Origin of the sequence: Puia sp. P3 (assembly GCF_050632245.1) — a bacterium.
Taxonomy (GTDB): Bacteria; Bacteroidota; Bacteroidia; order Chitinophagales; family Chitinophagaceae; genus Puia.
The window spans coordinates 5518953-5533231 of the sequence record NZ_CP192583.1; the positions used below are offsets into that span (position 1 = coordinate 5518953).

The window sequence follows — 14279 nt, forward strand, 5'->3', positions numbered from 1 at the left end:
AAGTTGTTGGTTAACTAGTAAAGCAGTATCCGCAATCGATCCAAAATGCCGGCCAGGGCGCGTGAGACCGCCACTGGCCTTTTTTCAGACCAATAAGTGACTAACGAATGAACAATAGTTAAGGCAGAACGATCAGCTTACGGCCATCCATCTTAAAATGGCCCACTCCATTACCTTCCAGGAGGCTGATCAATTCGGATAGGTTAAGTTTGCGGCTGATCCTGCCGCCGTATTCGCCGGACAGGTCCTCGCGCCGGTAGACAACATCCACATCATACCATCGCTCGATCTGTCGCATGATCGTCTTTAGATCCGTATGTTTGAACTGGAAGAAACCCAGCTTCCAGGCAATGACAGGCTCAATATCCACTCCCGTCGCAACCGTAAGCCCCCCATCCTTCGTCACCACCGACTGCTCGTCCGGCTTCAATACACGCTCTTCGTTCCCATTCTCCACCTTAACCGCGCCCTGCACCAGCGTCGTCTTCTTACTGCCTTCTTCAGGGTACGCCATAACGTCGAACTCCGTTCCCAACACCTTCACATTCATCCCATCCACCCCCACTACAAAAGGTTGATCCTTTCTATCCATTACCTCGAAATATCCTTCCCCGGTCAGCTGCACCTTCCGCTCTTTTCCGTTGAATGCGGTCGGATACCGGATAGAAGAGGCCGCGTTCAGCCACACCTTTGTACCATCCGGCAACACCAGTTGGTATTGTCCGCCTCTCGCGGTTGCGAGAGTATTGTATTCTATTGCCTTATCGGCAGAGTTCCTGGCGTCGTAGGCAACCTTACCGCCCTCATAACGGGCAAGCACACTACCTTTCTGTACGACCTGCCCCGCCATTCCAGTGTCTAGCGTGATATGACTCCCATTACCAAGCGTCAGGGTCGCGGTATTCCTCCCAGGCTGGATAGCAGCGGTATCGTTTTTTGCAAGCACAGGCAGCATCTTATTTCTGCCAGATAACCAAACACCTGCGATCACCAGCGGTACCGCCACTGCGGCAGCCGCCCACCAGATCATCCGGCGCCTCCGCTGAATGGGCACCACAGCCGCCGTTCTGAAATGTTTGTCATGGAATGCCACCAAAGAAGCCTCCGCTTCCATCTCATAAGATTGGTAGGTCTCTAACAACCGGGAAATATGCTCCGGTGTCAACCGATCCTTCCATACCCGATGCTCATCGTTCACCAACCAGGCGTTCAATTCCTCCCGTTCAGCATCGGTCAGCTCGCCAAGGCGCTCCCTGGCGATAAGTCCGGCCATCCTGATCAATACCGCTGATTGCTGTTCATCCGGGTTGGTGAAAGAAGGTATCATTGATATAAAGACAATTGGAGTAGGTAAAATTTGATCCCTGCTTAAAAAAATTTAATAGTTCCGTAATACGCTGATCTTAACCCCCAAAAAGACAAGCCGGAAGCGCGACCAAAGCCATCAATAAAACATTGTCTTTCAAGATGCGAACAGCCCTGGCCTTCTGATGGCTGACCGCCGACGGCGAGATTCCGAGCATTTCAGCAATTTCTCCTGTCGAGTGCCCTTTCAGAACTAGTTCCGCCACCCGCTTACACTCCACCGGCAACGCGTCCACAGCCTCCCGCAGTGCTCTCACCGTTTCCGCATGCAACAACGCCTCGAAGAAGCTTTCCGCAGACTGCTCCAGCGAGGCCAGCGCCTTCTCCGTCAACGCTTCGGAACCACTTACAGATTTGCTTTTCAGGTAATTAAGTGTACGATTCCGCGTACTTATATAAAGATATGCTTTCAAATTGGCTACCTTGTCAAGCTTCCCCCTTGCCTCCCAAAGGTGGAGGAAAACATCGGAGACCACGTCCTTCGCCAGCTCCCTCGACCTGGATAGCCGGAACGCCAGCAGCGACAGTGCCGGATACAGCTGACGATACGCCTGATCGAACGCGGCAATATTACCCGTCTGGATTTCTCGTAGCAGTTCCGACTCATTATATATATAGTTTCCCTTGCTCAGCTTTGTGCGAACGAGGCATTTTTACAAATCAATCTCCAACCTCGTTTGCCGATAAATATACGATAACCGCCAAATAAACATCATATTAGCTTTATTTGCCCGCCAAAATCCCAATAGCAAATACCAAGCTCGATGATCCACACACTTATCCCGGCATTTCACTAAGTGCCAGCAAATCATCCAAAATCTAGTTCGATAATCCTCCCGTCCTCGGTACCAATTTTTACGATTAATGGCCGAAATCTGTTGATTTCGGCCATTTTCATTTTTCCAATAGTCTCCCCCAAAGTGGAGCGACAGCAACCTCACGCCTTCTCTCCAAAGTATGTAAATAGGTAAAATGCTCCTCCAAGCAGTACCAGGTCCTTCAACAGAAATCCCCCATCGCGCGTAGGCCGGTAAAGGCCATCGCCAATAGTCACCGTCCCGGGGTCGAAAAGAAAAAGGAAAACGTCACAAAAAACATAAGAATGCCCATCACTCCGGCGATCATTCCGATCTTCGGCTTAAAGAATCCGACGATAATTCCTATTCCCGTAAGATATTCAAAGGTGCCGATAAAATCACTTGACCCCTGCTTTCCAAAAACGCTTTGCATCCAAAAAGTAAAAGGACTGTGGCTAAGTAGCGGAGAAATGGCTTCGGCTTCAGTAGGCGTAAACTTTAGCGCCCCGATCCAAAAAAGCAAAATACAGATGCCCAGGCTAATAATAATGGCGGGTAACCCCTTTAAGTCGGCCCGAATTGCTAATTCCTTTAAATTCATTGTCAATTGTTTTTCGATACGCTCCTACATCCGTGCCGATTTCGGAATGAATTGTCGTTCAATAGTCGCCATTAAACCCCGCCCCACTAGTATGCGATATTTCGCTTTTGTTCGGCGGTGTTCATACCCCTGTCGGCAATCTTTTGGTTGAAATATCCCATGAGATAAAGACAAGCGCCGAGCGAAATGATGTCTTTAAAAAGGAATAAGCCTAGGAAACTCATATAGCCGATACCGTGGACCAGCGTGATCGTTCCAGGAGTAGTGATGATCATGCAGCTCGTGACAAAAAAGATGACGACACCGATAGCCGCGCCAAAGATCCCCGCCCTCGGGCGAAACATTCCTGAAAGAATAAGAATGCCGGACAACACCTCGGTTATACCGATAAGGTCCGATCCGAGGTAAGTACCAAATACTTTAAAATGCCAAAAGATCAATGGACTGTTAGTTACCAGCGGTACGATCCCTTCGGCGCCGGGGCCCGTCATTTTGTATGCCCCCGCCCATAAGAGCATTACGATCATTCCAATGCTAATAATGTAGAAGGCCATATTCTTTTTAATGACCCATGCAGCTAAGCGTATCATCTTGAAAGTTTTTACGAATTCTCCGTGGCGAAAACAAGCATCGTGCCTGAATATTCACGCCCTTTATGGACGCCGCGCCCGAAACTTTTGGGCCGACCGCAAACTGCATTAAATGCGAAATATCGCATTTGTGCGAAATTTAGACAATGTCAGAATCGCCCATTACCGCGGTTTTAATCGGGCGGGGGAATGAGTTGCTAACAGGCATGTTTCTTGTGGCGATCGGCGAAAGTAAACCTATCCACAGTGGCATCATTTTCGAATTTGGAATCCGAAGGATACTTTGAATCGCTGCAGGTTAAGGTGGGAGCTAATAATATCTTTCTCCGCCGTTACGGCAAAGGGCCGGCTATCCTCATGGTTCATGGGTTTCCACGTACCAGTCTCATGTGGCAGCGTCTGGCATCGAAATTTGCGCTGGATCATACTGTGATCTGTCCTGACATCCGGGGCTATGGCCGAAGTGGTGTTCCTGATTCGACCGCGGACCACTCGCCTTATTCAAAACGTGTTATCGCTAGCGAACTGGTGAGTGTAATGGAAAAACTTGGTTTTTCGCAGTTTATATTGATTGGCCACGATCGCGGTGGACACGTTTCTTATCGCATGGCCCTGGATCACCCGCAAAAGGTTATACAGCTTGCAATATTTGACGTCATTCCCGTCATGGAAGCCTGGCACCGTGCAGATGCCCGTTTTTTCCAGACTTATTGGCCGTGGGTTCTTCTTTCACAGCAGAATCCCCTGCCAGAATCTTACCTGCTTGGTGCACCCAGGGCTGTCTTTGAAAACGGCGCTGGCCATGGCGGTTTTGGATCGAATATTCTGGAGCAGTATGTGAGAAATTTCCAGGATCCAGCTCGTGTACATGGGATTTGTGAAGAATATCGGGCTGCAGCGACGCTCGATATTGAGCATGACCTGGCGGATAAGGCCGCCAAAAGACAAATTCAATGTCCGACGCTGCATCTTTGGGCAGAAGGAGGTCCGCTTGATACTTTCTATGTAAAGGATGGTGGATCATTAGGGATATGGCGCGAATGGGCGCCCCATGTTCGGGGGCAGGCCGTGCGCGGTGGCCATTTCTTTCCCGAGGAGAACGCGGGAGAGACGGCAACAATTCTTCGTAAATTTCTGGACGATAGCTACACAGAGGCGGGTTTGTCCTGTTCGGGTGCTTAGCTGGCTTGTTTCCCAAAGAGAAATATTCATTAATTTTGGATGAGCCAAACGATATGAGAACTTCGGGTGACCGAAGACTTACGACCATGCGATATTTGATAAGTATATTGTGTTTCTGCAGTCTTGGTGTCCATTCCGCCATCGCCCAAATTTATGCATCGGTAAGACGCTGCGAACTTGTAAAAAAGTTGCAGCAGGTTCGTGAAGATAGTAGCAGGTTGGGTATCCTCCTCGATTTGACCAATTCCTATATCAAGGGTAATATGCCGGATAGCGCGCTCATGTTTGTTGCGCCGGCCTTAACATTAAGTCGAAAACTTGACCGTCCGGAAGATTTTAACCAGGAAAGCTTTTTCGCCTGCAAAGCAAACGCCATGAGAAATGATTTTGCGGCGGCGCGGGCAATAGTCGGGCAGTCTACTGGGGAATGGAAGATTAAGATGCTGCAGGAACTGGAAGAACAATATGCTTTTCGTCCGGGCAATTATACTGCCAATCTTGATTCAGCCTGGCCATATATACAATGGTTCGTCAACTACAGCGATACGGTTCATACCCTTTGGGCGATCCAGAATTCGAGGATCGTATTGGGGAAATACTTCTTTCAGCGGGGGAAACACAAAAAAGGCATCGACCTTTTTTATTTAAACATCAAGGATGATCAGGTCGCCGATGAAAAGTCGCGGGAGGCCCGGCACTGGTCGATGCTGGCGGACAATCTGCCGACAACTTTTGCCACGAGCCCATTGAAAATCAAAGGGTTCACCAACGCTATCCGGCTTTTCGAAGCAGCAGGAGATCACACATCCGCTTTGTACTCTCTGGAAGAGCTCGCAATCGTTCATTGGCAGGCGGGTTTGTTCCAATTGGCGGACAGCGAGGAAGTCGTGGCCAGTGCCGGATTGCAGGCTCTTAAGAGAAAGATGTACGTGCATTATTTCTACCACGCCGTCTTTCTCAGTTACCTGGGCGACCACCCAGGGGCACTCGATTTTCTTTTCAAAGCCAAAAAAGAAATGGACTCTTTGAAACAGGACTATTTCGCAGGGTTTGTCGATAAGGCGATCGGCGAGGTGTATTGGTCGGAGAATGACATCGATAAAAGCCTTTTCTGGTATCGCCAGTCACTTCGGGAGATACAAGGACGGAAAGACAGACTGATCTATGGCGATGCGCTGCGAATCGCCGCCTGCTTAACGCTTCAACATAAATTTTCCGATGCGCGCAGTTTTCTTACCGATTTTGAAAAGGAAAATCCGGAGGCCAGCAGTCGGGATAAAGAAATGCTTACTGCAGCATGGGGTAGGCTTTACGAAGCGGAAGGTTCAACTGACCAGGCTGAAACAACCTATCTCGAAATGATCCGGTATTACCATCAGTCGATTGTCGATCAGGCCAAGGATATAGAAAGCGATTACGATGTCGCTACACCGGAGGCGAACTATACTATAGGTAAGTTTTATGTCACAAGGGGACAATTCACAAAAGCGCAGCCTTTTCTTGAACAAGCCCTGCAGCCGGAAAGCGTGGTTCCAGTGAAAGTCGATATCTATCGGGATACACACTTGCTTCTATATGTAGTCGATTCGGCGGCAGGTGACCTTTCCGGCGCGATACGGCATCGGCTGCTGTACGAAAAGCTTTCCGATTCCATTTTTAGCGCCAGCAAATTCAGAGAGCTAGCCGAGTTGCAGGTACGTTTCGAGACGGACAAGAAAGATCGGGATATCGCGTTACTCAGTAAGCAGGAGGCACTGCACAAGGCAGAACTGTCGAGGGCTGAGCTGCTTCGGAATATCACTATCGGCAGCCTTCTGGGAGCGCTTGCTATTATCGGCCTGTTGTATAACCAATATCGCGTCAAACAAAGGATCAACAGGGCGATTGGGTTAAAGAATGAGGCGCTGAGTCAACTCCTTAACGAAAAAGAATGGCTACTCAAAGAAGTACACCATCGGGTAAAGAATAATCTGCAGACCGTCGTAAGTTTGCTTGAATCGCAAAGCGGCTATCTCAGCGCCGATGCGCTGAATGCGATACAGGACAGTCGAAACCGGGTGTTTTCCATTTCCCTGATCCACCAGAAACTCTATCAGGAACACGACGTTAGACGCCTGAACATTGCTTCATATTTGTCCGACCTGATTCGCTACCTGCGGGACGTCTTTGGTATTCGAAGCCAGATTGCGTTCGAGCTCAACCTCGCTCCGATCACCCTCGAAGTATCACAGGCCGTCAGCATCGGGCTGATCCTCAACGAGGCTATTACCAACGCGATAAAACATGCATTTCCAGGGCGTAACAAGGGCAACCTGATTGTCATCGCGATGGCCATCGAAGACGACAACATAGTCGACCTCACTATTTCCGACAATGGAACAGGTCTGCGGGCCGGCGGAGCAGCAGAACGCGGTAGCCTTGGGCTTAAATTAATGAAAGGACTCACCGCCGATCTCGGCGGATCTTTTTCTATCGGCTCGAATCAGGGAACAACAATTAACATCCGCTTTGTGGCCAATACTTCATTTGATCAAGCTATGGACATTATTTTATCGGAGAACTCAGCAAAACGAATATGAAAAAAAGATCCTTATTGTCGAAGATGAGTTTGTCGAAGCCAATCATATACAGGAGGTGCTTGAAAAGGCAGGCTACCATGTCCCAGGCATTGCACGCTCGGTAAATATCGCCCTGGAAATGTTGACATCCGAATTGCCATCACTGGTCGTGCTCGATATTTTTCTGAAGGGCTCTTTAACAGGCATACATCTTGGCAATATGTTAAAGAACAAAGGGGTTGCATTCATCTATTTATCGGCGAATTCCACCCGGGATACGCTCGAGTCGGCGAAAGCGACCGAGCCCGCTGGATTTCTTGTAAAGCCATTTAGGGAAAAAGATTTGCTGGTAATGATTGAAATTGCGCTATATGTCCATGAACAGCGGGCAAAATTCAGCGTTTCAAAGGCCCTGACGAAAGACCGAGGGAAAGCCGGCTCAGTTTCGGGCAACAAACAGACTATACCTACTGAGATTATCGGCCGGTCCCCGAAATTCCGATCTTTGCTCGAAGAGGTTCAGCTGGTCGCGCCTACCGACACATCGGTTCTATTGCTAGGTGAAACCGGGACGGGCAAGGAGTTGATCGCAAACACCATACATCAAATGTCTTTGAGACGTTCCGGGCCACTTGTCAAAGTAAACTGCGCTGCTATACCCGATACCCTGATCGAATCCGTACTTTTTGGTCACGAGCAGGGAGCATTTACCGGTGCCACTCAACGGAAAAGAGGAAAATTCGAACAGGCGCACCAGGGCACCATCTTTCTTGATGAAATAGGCGAGATGAATCTGGATATGCAGGTAAAAATTTTGCGTGTGCTGCAAGAGCGGGAGATCGAGCTGGTGGGCGGAGAGGATGTGATCAAGGTCAATTGTCGCGTGATCGCCGCGACAAATCGGGACCTGGAGGCCGAAGTGGCTGCAGGAAATTTTCGCATGGACCTGTATTACCGGTTATCGGTTTTTCCAATAGTTCTTCCACCCCTTCGGGATCGACCTGAGGATATACCTGTTCTCGCACGTCATTTTATTAATCTATTCGGCGAAAAATTGGGGAAAACTGAGCTAATCCTGTCCCCGGGTCTTATCGACGATCTTATCAAATATCCCTGGCCCGGCAATATCCGGGAGCTGGAACACATGATGGAACGTGCCGTGCTTCTAACGAGGGGAAATTCGATCACACAGCTTGATCTGCCTAAATCGATGCCAAAAATGCAACAGACAAAGACCAATACTGCGCTCGAAGATATAGAGCGCGAACATATTATTGACGTACTTCGAAAATGCAACGGTAGAATTGCCGGCAAGGGCGGCGCTGCCGAGCTTTTGAATATGAACACTTCCACACTTCACTCGAGAATAAAGAAGCTGGGCATTACCAATTCTCGTAGCATCTTCTAGGCATGTCACGCGGACAAGATAGCCATCATGAAATCATTTCATTTGCATAAGCATGGCGGCTTTCTCACCATAATGACCAATAAGAAAAAACGAACCTCCAAGCGCAATAATGTCCTTGAACAGGAAAAGTCCGAGATTGTTGAGATAAGAAACGCCTTTTACTTTTACCAGGATATCGGGCGTTGACAATAGCATTGTGCTTGTGAGAAAGAACATGATCAGCGTAATGCAGCCTCCGATGATACCTAGAACGGGATAAAGAAATCCCCCAATAAAAAAGCGGCAGCTACCAGCTTCCACGAGCCCAATGATGAAGGAACCCATTTTAGCGCCAAAAATTTTAAAGTGCCAGCTCATCAGGGGACTGTTGGTCACCAGGGGAGTGATGGTTTCGGAACCCGGGTATGTCATCTTGAATGCTCCGGCCCAGAGCAACATAACAATCATACCGATCGACAATATATAAAACGGAATGTCCAGGTTTTTCACGAATGAAGCAAAGGCGATGAGTTGTCCCATAGTTGAAATTTAAGCGAAGTTCTGCGATGCGAAAACTAAACGGTGGTCATGGCTCCGACAGTTTCTTTATAATACGGATAGTCGACATATCCCTGCGCGTTGCCGCCATAGAAGGTGCCCCGATCATAGGGCGTGAGCTGATATCCCATTTTGAACCGAAGGGGAAGATCCGCCATATTGATCCGTACGCTTATTGGTGCCATCCTGCAAGAACTGGTCTACAATATAACCGTTGGCGCCATGCAACTCTACTCCATCGAAGCCTGCGGCTTTGGCTCGTTTTGCAGCCTGATGAAAGGCATCCACCAGTTCGCGCACCTCACCGGTTTCAAGAGCCCGCGCGGGCGTGGTCGGAACCCAGCCTGCCGGTGTAAACACTACGTCATCATTGATTACAGCGCTCGGGGCCACCGGGATATTACTAATAGGCTGAAGACTGGTGTGGCTTTGCCGGCCTACATGGAAGAGTTGTTGAAAGATGATCCCCCTTTTTTGTGGACGGCGTCGGTAACCAGTTTCCAACCTTCCGTTTGCGCGTCGGTGAATATGCCGGGAGCACCGTAATAGCCATCGCCGGTGGGAGACACCACGAGTGGCCTCGGTTATCAGAAGGCCGCGTGTGGTAGTGCGTTGCGCGTAATACTCCGCCATGAGCTTTCCCGGGATCATATCTTTTTCGGCCCGCATGCGTGTCATGGGTGCCATTACCACCCGGTGGTCCAAAATAAAATCCCCCATTTGGATCGGGCTAAACAATCTCGAGTTGACTAATGGCCCATCTAATGAAAAATCGGTTTCCATAATTAATAGTTTAAACGTATGATGCATTGGTATTTGCCATGCGTGTGCGCTCCCAATGCTCATGCCAAAAAGATAAATCGCTGAAGGATAAGATCACTGTTCAATATTAGACCCGGAAGATGCGATATTTCGCATACCTGCGATTCGAATATCTATAAAATCATTTTCGACTCTCGCCGAAATTTTGAATATCGAATTTATGCGAAACTGAAAGTCGGCGCCAAGGTTGATTTTCAGCCTATTTTGTTCAGGCACATTTGTTGAACTCAGAATGGATCAGAAATAATCAATACAACAAATATGGAAAAGTTAGCTTTTTTAGTCAGGCTGGAAGCCAAACCAGGAAAAGAAAAACAGCTCGTAGAATTGCTGGAATCGTTGATGAAACTTGCTAACACCGAACCAGGCACGGTACGCTGGTATGGTTTTCAACTTTCGGCGAACTTATTCGGGGTCTTTGACACGTTTGAAGGAGAGCAGGGCCGGGAGGCCCATCTAGCGGGACCGGTCGCCAAATTGTTGATGGAAAAGGCCGGTGATTTGCTGGCCGCTCCGCCGACGATCGACAGAGCGACGCTGGTTGCTATAAAGTAATTTAGGCATGCCAAAAATAGGGCTTTCAAAGGAGCGCGACCCCTTGTCTCTCTCCCGTCCTCGGTACACAACCGGACCCCAGTCCGGTTTTTTTATTCCTCCTCCATCCCGGTATTCTTCAGATATCCGGCCGGAAATTTTTTGTCCTAATCCTCCCTTCCCCACTTCCCCCCCCCAAAAAAATCCAAAAAAAATTTCCGCAACCACCCATTTGCGCATAAATTTGCAAACAAATAGTTGCAAATATAAAATCATATGCACCGCGATATATTCCACGCCATAGCAGACCCCACCCGCAGAAGCATCCTCATCCTTCTGGCCTCCCGTGCAATGACACCCAACTCCATTGCCGAACACTTCGATACCACCCGCCAGGCCGTATCGAAACATATCCAGATCCTCGCCGAATGCGAAGCCATCACCCAGCAACGCAACGGCCGCGAGATCTACTACCACTTCAACCCAACAAAAATGAAGGAGATCGATCAATGGCTCGATATCTTCCGCAAACAGTGGGAAGACCGCCTCAACCAACTCGACGACCTATTAAAGGACTTATAAACTTAACCAGCATGAATCAACCCATCACAAAACACGAAGCCAAAATCACCCAGGACCTGGCCGGAAAAAAGATCGTCGTTACCCGCGAATTCGACGCCCCGCTCGAAAAGATCTGGCGCGCCTTCACCCAGAGCGAGATCCTCGACAAATGGTGGGCACCCAAACCGTGGACCCTCAAGACCGAATCCCATAATTTCATACCCGGCGGCAGCTGGCACTTTTCCATGGTCAGCCCCGACGGCCAACGCTACTGGTGGCGCGCCGACGTCCCGGCGATCGAACCGCTGCGCAGCTTCACCTCCACCGGCGGCCCCTCCGACGAAAATGCAAACCTTACCGGCGGCCTCCCAACCATGATCAGGCTCACCGAATTCACAGCCACCCCAACCGGTACCATGGTCACCATCACGATCACATTCGAGAACGAAGCCGACGTCAGGACCATGGCCGAATCGGGCATGCTCGCAGGCACCACCGCGGTATTCAGCAACCTCGAAGAACTGCTCGAAGACGCCCTCGCCATCTAATACCAAAAAAAGCCGGGTACCAACCCGGCTTTTAATTATTTCTCCCTCACCAACAACACCGCATCCACCACCACCTTCCCGTCCGCCCCCTTATTTCCAATCCCCACATAACCCTCCCCTTTCTCCAGCTTATATTTCCCACACTCCATCCATTCCCCGGACGTCTGCCCCTCCACCTGTAACTTACCCGTAGGCATAGCCGTCTCCAAACTCTTCCCACCCGTCATCACCGAAACCGACGTCACAGCACTCGCCCCCTGTATCTTCGGCACATAAACGTACAACGCATACATCCCCGCATCAGCCACCGAAAACCCAAACTTCACTTCGCCGGGCGAAGACCCGCCACCAACCGGGAGAACCCATAACTGTCATGCTTCTCCGCGCACCCACTCTCCTTCCACTTTCACAACCGAACTATCATCATTGTCAACAATGATCTCCGGCGTACTTCCATCTGCCAGCGGATTCCGGGCCAACTCTTCCCTGATCGCCGCGGCATCCACCTCCTCGACAGCAACCCGCCGATCGATAGCCATCGCCGCCGCAATCGCGCAGGACTGTCCCAGTTCCATAAACACCGGCTCCATACGGATCGACCCATACGCAATATGAGTCGCCGAAAGACACACCGGCACCAGCAGATTGCGACACTCCGACTCCTTAGGCACCAGCGCCCGGTATGCGATCGGATAAGGCGGAAAACCCCCGATCTGCACATCCCCCTCATTCTTCACCATCCCGTTCACAACCACCCGCTGACAGTTATGCGAATCCATCGCATACGCCGCCAGACCGACACCATCCTTCACCGTCTCCCTGCCCTCACAATTGGCCTGCGTCATTACATACGCCCCCTTCATCCTCCTCGCCTCCCGCACATACATCTGCGGAGTCCAGTGCCCACTCGCGACATACTCATCCCTCGGATACCCCCATTCCAGCATCAGCTTGCGAAGATGCTCCGGCATCCGGCGATCATGTCCGATAAAATACAACAACCCCTTGGTGTAATTCGTATGCTCCGCCGCAATCCTCCGGCGAACAGCATAACTCGCCTCCAGGATAGTCATAATTCATCCCGATCATATCGGTAGAAAAAGCTGCCGTTATTATTAATGTCCGTCCTTATGATTCGGCAGCAGGTCCAAACTTCAAGAACCCCCATAGATTACCCGATGGTCCTGGCAGCCAGCAGTCGCAGCAACAATTCACTACTTTATAGAATCATATCCCGCAGGCCGCGTAATGGGCAAGAAATTCGCCGGGTCATTCGTCAGACAGATCCGGTAATTATAACTCTGCACCTTCTTGTCCCCCGCCCCATGCTCCCCCAGCGAAGCAGAACTGATCCCCCACAATAACCCGCTCGAAGGATCACCAGGCTTCTTATACGGATCCACACCATCGGGGAACTGATGCTTGTCCCTCATCTGAACGCCGTTATACGTCTCATTATACTCTCGGCATTGGCCTCCCGGCTGCTACCGTATAGGATACCCCCGCCCGGGCCATCAGATCACCCCTCATAACTACAGTCGATAAATATCGAAGCCCGAACTTCCATCGACGGCGAAAGCCGAACAGGAAGAGATCGCCCCGCCTGTCTTAGTCACTCCCACAACCGCATGCCCATACACCACCTTCACCTTCCCCTCCTGTATATATTGTTTAAAAACTCCCTCCGCCACACCCGGCTCGAAGATCCACTGCTCCAGCTTCCCGTAGTGCCTCCCCACCCTCGCTGGTAAAAAATCCATGCGACAAACCCTTGATCGCATACTTATTCCCGATATCCGTATACCCCAGCCCCCTCGAACTCAAGCCGCCAAGCCGGTTCCCGGCTCCACCAACAAAACGCTCTTATGCATCTTCGCGGCCGTATAAGCCGCAATGACACCGGCAGAAGTCCCGCCGTACACGCAAATATCATAATCTGGTCTGAGCGAACGCACCACAGCGTCCCATAAGACAGAATAGCAAAAATAATAGTCCTCATATGAATTAATATCCTGGATTTTGATCCTCGGACGGATCGATGGCTTTGTTATAATTATATTCAGTAGTAGGTATCGGCCAAAGCAAATGTTTCATCCGCCACTGCGATCCCTTTAATATTCTGTATCACCAGCTTCACAATACCCATGCGCTTGAGGTCCAGCCACCGCTTACCTTCCGAACAATCCTCATAACCCCTTTCCTGCGCTACCAGCGCCAGAAACGCATCGAGCCGAGCCATAATTAGCCAGCGTAAAATCCACCGTCGCATCCGGCGTCCCCGGGTCCTTACCATAAGCCCGCCTCATGCACCATATTCAACTTCTCCATTCCATCCGCCGTAGGCCCGTTATTAGCCCTGCACTCGGCCTCCGCATAGAACAACAAAAGATCGGCATACCGGTACATCGGATAGTCATTCCCCGCCGCCGGGTCACCGCCTGCCTGTCGGCAAACTTCCTGTTCAGCACCGTGGTCGCCCCAAGTCCAAACGTCTGACTATACCAGTTATAGCCATAACGGCAGATCACGCCTGTCCCAGTTCAGCAATATCCTTGTTATTGACCGAGGTCGCTATAAAACGTATAGTATCCCCCGGAGGATAATACCCCCGAGTTGGGATAGAACGCATATATCGGATATTGCCAGCCCCTGCCCCGGCGTACTGCGCGAGAATTTCAGATAGAAGATCTCCTCGGTAGACGACACGACATCCGCACCATATAACTTGTCAAAGTCCGAAACTACCCCCACTTTCACCAGGCGAGAACTTACCCGA

Annotated in this window: 20 protein-coding genes and 1 pseudogene; 6 read left to right on the top strand and 15 right to left on the bottom strand. The window is 50.2% G+C overall.

All coding sequences use genetic code 11. The features are described from left to right. Positions 1-118 precede the first annotated feature (118 nt). The 4 genes from ACQ86N_RS34735 to ACQ86N_RS34750 form a co-directional block, all read right to left on the bottom strand. Positions 119-1327 carry a FecR family protein gene (locus ACQ86N_RS34735; RefSeq protein ID WP_431211055.1) on the bottom strand — a complete coding sequence of 403 codons (1209 nt, stop codon included), beginning with the start codon at positions 1325-1327 and terminating at the stop codon, positions 119-121. Positions 1328-1403: 76 nt separating this feature from the next. Continuing rightward, on the bottom strand, positions 1404-1997 hold the full coding sequence (locus ACQ86N_RS34740) for a sigma-70 family RNA polymerase sigma factor (protein ID WP_431217712.1): 594 nt from the start codon (positions 1995-1997) through the stop codon (positions 1404-1406). 418 nt (positions 1998-2415) lie between these two features. Next, positions 2416-2763, bottom strand: a complete 348-nt coding sequence (locus ACQ86N_RS34745; RefSeq protein WP_431211056.1) for a DUF417 family protein — start codon at positions 2761-2763, stop codon at positions 2416-2418. 86 nt (positions 2764-2849) lie between these two features. Further along, the gene (locus ACQ86N_RS34750; RefSeq protein ID WP_431211057.1) at positions 2850-3353 is read right to left on the bottom strand and encodes a DUF417 family protein; all 504 of its coding nucleotides are present in this window, start codon (positions 3351-3353) and stop codon (positions 2850-2852) included. 246 nt (positions 3354-3599) lie between these two features. On the opposite strand from ACQ86N_RS34750, the gene ACQ86N_RS34755 reads away from it, so the two are divergent. From ACQ86N_RS34755 to ACQ86N_RS34765, 3 genes are all read left to right on the top strand, one after another. Beyond that, positions 3600-4535, top strand: coding sequence for an alpha/beta fold hydrolase (locus ACQ86N_RS34755; protein ID WP_431211058.1), 936 nt, complete (start codon positions 3600-3602; stop codon positions 4533-4535). An 86-nt stretch (positions 4536-4621) separates the two neighbouring features. Further along, the gene (locus ACQ86N_RS34760) at positions 4622-7114 is read left to right on the top strand and encodes a histidine kinase dimerization/phosphoacceptor domain -containing protein (RefSeq protein WP_431211059.1); all 2493 of its coding nucleotides are present in this window, start codon (positions 4622-4624) and stop codon (positions 7112-7114) included. Next, the gene (locus ACQ86N_RS34765; protein WP_431211060.1) at positions 7062-8501 is read left to right on the top strand and encodes a sigma-54-dependent transcriptional regulator; all 1440 of its coding nucleotides are present in this window, start codon (positions 7062-7064) and stop codon (positions 8499-8501) included. Before ACQ86N_RS34760 ends, ACQ86N_RS34765 begins: the two co-directional genes overlap by 53 nt. A 33-nt stretch (positions 8502-8534) precedes the next feature. Here ACQ86N_RS34765 and ACQ86N_RS34770 read toward each other — a convergent pair whose 3' ends face one another. Genes ACQ86N_RS34770 through ACQ86N_RS34780 form a run of 3 tightly spaced genes read right to left on the bottom strand, consistent with a single transcriptional unit; the run spans position 8535 to position 9884 of the window. Then, positions 8535-9020 carry a DUF417 family protein gene (locus tag ACQ86N_RS34770; protein ID WP_431211061.1) on the bottom strand — a complete coding sequence of 162 codons (486 nt, stop codon included), beginning with the start codon at positions 9018-9020 and terminating at the stop codon, positions 8535-8537. A 35-nt stretch (positions 9021-9055) separates the two neighbouring features. Next, positions 9056-9196 (bottom strand): hypothetical protein, encoded by a 141-nt coding sequence (locus ACQ86N_RS34775; protein WP_431218024.1) that lies wholly within the window; start codon positions 9194-9196, stop codon positions 9056-9058. After that, the gene (locus ACQ86N_RS34780) at positions 9144-9884 is read right to left on the bottom strand and encodes a hypothetical protein (protein WP_431211062.1); all 741 of its coding nucleotides are present in this window, start codon (positions 9882-9884) and stop codon (positions 9144-9146) included. Before ACQ86N_RS34780 ends, ACQ86N_RS34775 begins: the two co-directional genes overlap by 53 nt. 237 nt (positions 9885-10121) lie before the next feature. Between ACQ86N_RS34780 and ACQ86N_RS34785 the strand changes: the two genes are divergently transcribed. The 3 genes from ACQ86N_RS34785 (at position 10122) to ACQ86N_RS34795 (ending at position 11503) form a co-directional block, all read left to right on the top strand. Continuing rightward, positions 10122-10415 carry a putative quinol monooxygenase gene (locus ACQ86N_RS34785; protein WP_431211063.1) on the top strand — a complete coding sequence of 98 codons (294 nt, stop codon included), beginning with the start codon at positions 10122-10124 and terminating at the stop codon, positions 10413-10415. A 255-nt stretch (positions 10416-10670) separates the two neighbouring features. Continuing rightward, on the top strand, positions 10671-10976 hold the full coding sequence (locus ACQ86N_RS34790) for an ArsR/SmtB family transcription factor (protein ID WP_431211064.1): 306 nt from the start codon (positions 10671-10673) through the stop codon (positions 10974-10976). A gap of 11 nt (positions 10977-10987) precedes the next feature. Continuing rightward, on the top strand, positions 10988-11503 hold the full coding sequence (locus ACQ86N_RS34795) for an SRPBCC family protein (RefSeq protein WP_431211065.1): 516 nt from the start codon (positions 10988-10990) through the stop codon (positions 11501-11503). A gap of 35 nt (positions 11504-11538) precedes the next feature. Here the strand turns inward: ACQ86N_RS34795 and ACQ86N_RS34800 are convergent, their stop codons facing one another. The 8 genes and pseudogenes from ACQ86N_RS34800 to ACQ86N_RS34835 all read right to left on the bottom strand — a co-directional run bounded on the left by ACQ86N_RS34800 (position 11539) and on the right by ACQ86N_RS34835 (position 14260). Further along, the gene (locus ACQ86N_RS34800) at positions 11539-11829 is read right to left on the bottom strand and encodes a hypothetical protein (RefSeq protein ID WP_431211066.1); all 291 of its coding nucleotides are present in this window, start codon (positions 11827-11829) and stop codon (positions 11539-11541) included. Positions 11830-11874: 45 nt separating this feature from the next. Beyond that, the gene (locus ACQ86N_RS34805; RefSeq protein ID WP_431211067.1) at positions 11875-12576 is read right to left on the bottom strand and encodes an FAD-dependent oxidoreductase; all 702 of its coding nucleotides are present in this window, start codon (positions 12574-12576) and stop codon (positions 11875-11877) included. Positions 12577-12717: 141 nt separating this feature from the next. Beyond that, entirely contained in the window at positions 12718-12936 is a 219-nt protein-coding gene (locus tag ACQ86N_RS34810; RefSeq protein WP_431211068.1) for a hypothetical protein, read from the bottom strand. 99 nt (positions 12937-13035) lie between these two features. Further along, on the bottom strand, positions 13036-13263 hold the full coding sequence (locus tag ACQ86N_RS34815) for a hypothetical protein (protein WP_431211069.1): 228 nt from the start codon (positions 13261-13263) through the stop codon (positions 13036-13038). 60 nt (positions 13264-13323) lie between these two features. After that, positions 13324-13461, bottom strand: coding sequence for an FAD-dependent oxidoreductase (locus ACQ86N_RS34820; protein ID WP_431211070.1), 138 nt, complete (start codon positions 13459-13461; stop codon positions 13324-13326). A 101-nt stretch (positions 13462-13562) separates the two neighbouring features. Further along, positions 13563-13742 (bottom strand): hypothetical protein, encoded by a 180-nt coding sequence (locus ACQ86N_RS34825; RefSeq protein ID WP_431211071.1) that lies wholly within the window; start codon positions 13740-13742, stop codon positions 13563-13565. Positions 13743-13789: 47 nt separating this feature from the next. After that, positions 13790-13918: pseudogene (locus ACQ86N_RS34830) on the bottom strand (RagB/SusD family nutrient uptake outer membrane protein); the annotation flags it as partial. Between the two features lie 156 nt (positions 13919-14074). Further along, positions 14075-14260, bottom strand: coding sequence for a hypothetical protein (locus tag ACQ86N_RS34835; protein WP_431211072.1), 186 nt, complete (start codon positions 14258-14260; stop codon positions 14075-14077). Between the last annotated feature and the right edge of the window lie 19 nt (positions 14261-14279).

Bases quoted from the DNA above. Each gene is read 5' to 3' on its own strand.
- ACQ86N_RS34780 (WP_431211062.1), bottom strand. From the start codon at position 9,884: ATGAGCATTGGGAGCGCACACGCATGGCAAATACCAATGCATCATACG.
- ACQ86N_RS34825 (WP_431211071.1), bottom strand. From the start codon at position 13,742: ATGGCTCGGCTCGATGCGTTTCTGGCGCTGGTAGCGCAGGAAAGGGGT.
- ACQ86N_RS34810 (WP_431211068.1), bottom strand. From the start codon at position 12,936: ATGAGGGACAAGCATCAGTTCCCCGATGGTGTGGATCCGTATAAGAAG.
- ACQ86N_RS34790 (WP_431211064.1), top strand. From the start codon at position 10,671: ATGCACCGCGATATATTCCACGCCATAGCAGACCCCACCCGCAGAAGC.
- ACQ86N_RS34795 (WP_431211065.1), top strand. From the start codon at position 10,988: ATGAATCAACCCATCACAAAACACGAAGCCAAAATCACCCAGGACCTG.
- ACQ86N_RS34770 (WP_431211061.1), bottom strand. From the start codon at position 9,020: ATGGGACAACTCATCGCCTTTGCTTCATTCGTGAAAAACCTGGACATT.
- ACQ86N_RS34745 (WP_431211056.1), bottom strand. From the start codon at position 2,763: ATGAATTTAAAGGAATTAGCAATTCGGGCCGACTTAAAGGGGTTACCC.
- ACQ86N_RS34805 (WP_431211067.1), bottom strand. From the start codon at position 12,576: ATGACTATCCTGGAGGCGAGTTATGCTGTTCGCCGGAGGATTGCGGCG.
- ACQ86N_RS34815 (WP_431211069.1), bottom strand. From the start codon at position 13,263: ATGGATTTTTTACCAGCGAGGGTGGGGAGGCACTACGGGAAGCTGGAG.
- ACQ86N_RS34735 (WP_431211055.1), bottom strand. From the start codon at position 1,327: ATGATACCTTCTTTCACCAACCCGGATGAACAGCAATCAGCGGTATTG.
- ACQ86N_RS34785 (WP_431211063.1), top strand. From the start codon at position 10,122: ATGGAAAAGTTAGCTTTTTTAGTCAGGCTGGAAGCCAAACCAGGAAAA.
- ACQ86N_RS34750 (WP_431211057.1), bottom strand. From the start codon at position 3,353: ATGATACGCTTAGCTGCATGGGTCATTAAAAAGAATATGGCCTTCTAC.
- ACQ86N_RS34775 (WP_431218024.1), bottom strand. From the start codon at position 9,196: ATGGCGGATCTTCCCCTTCGGTTCAAAATGGGATATCAGCTCACGCCC.
- ACQ86N_RS34760 (WP_431211059.1), top strand. From the start codon at position 4,622: ATGCGATATTTGATAAGTATATTGTGTTTCTGCAGTCTTGGTGTCCAT.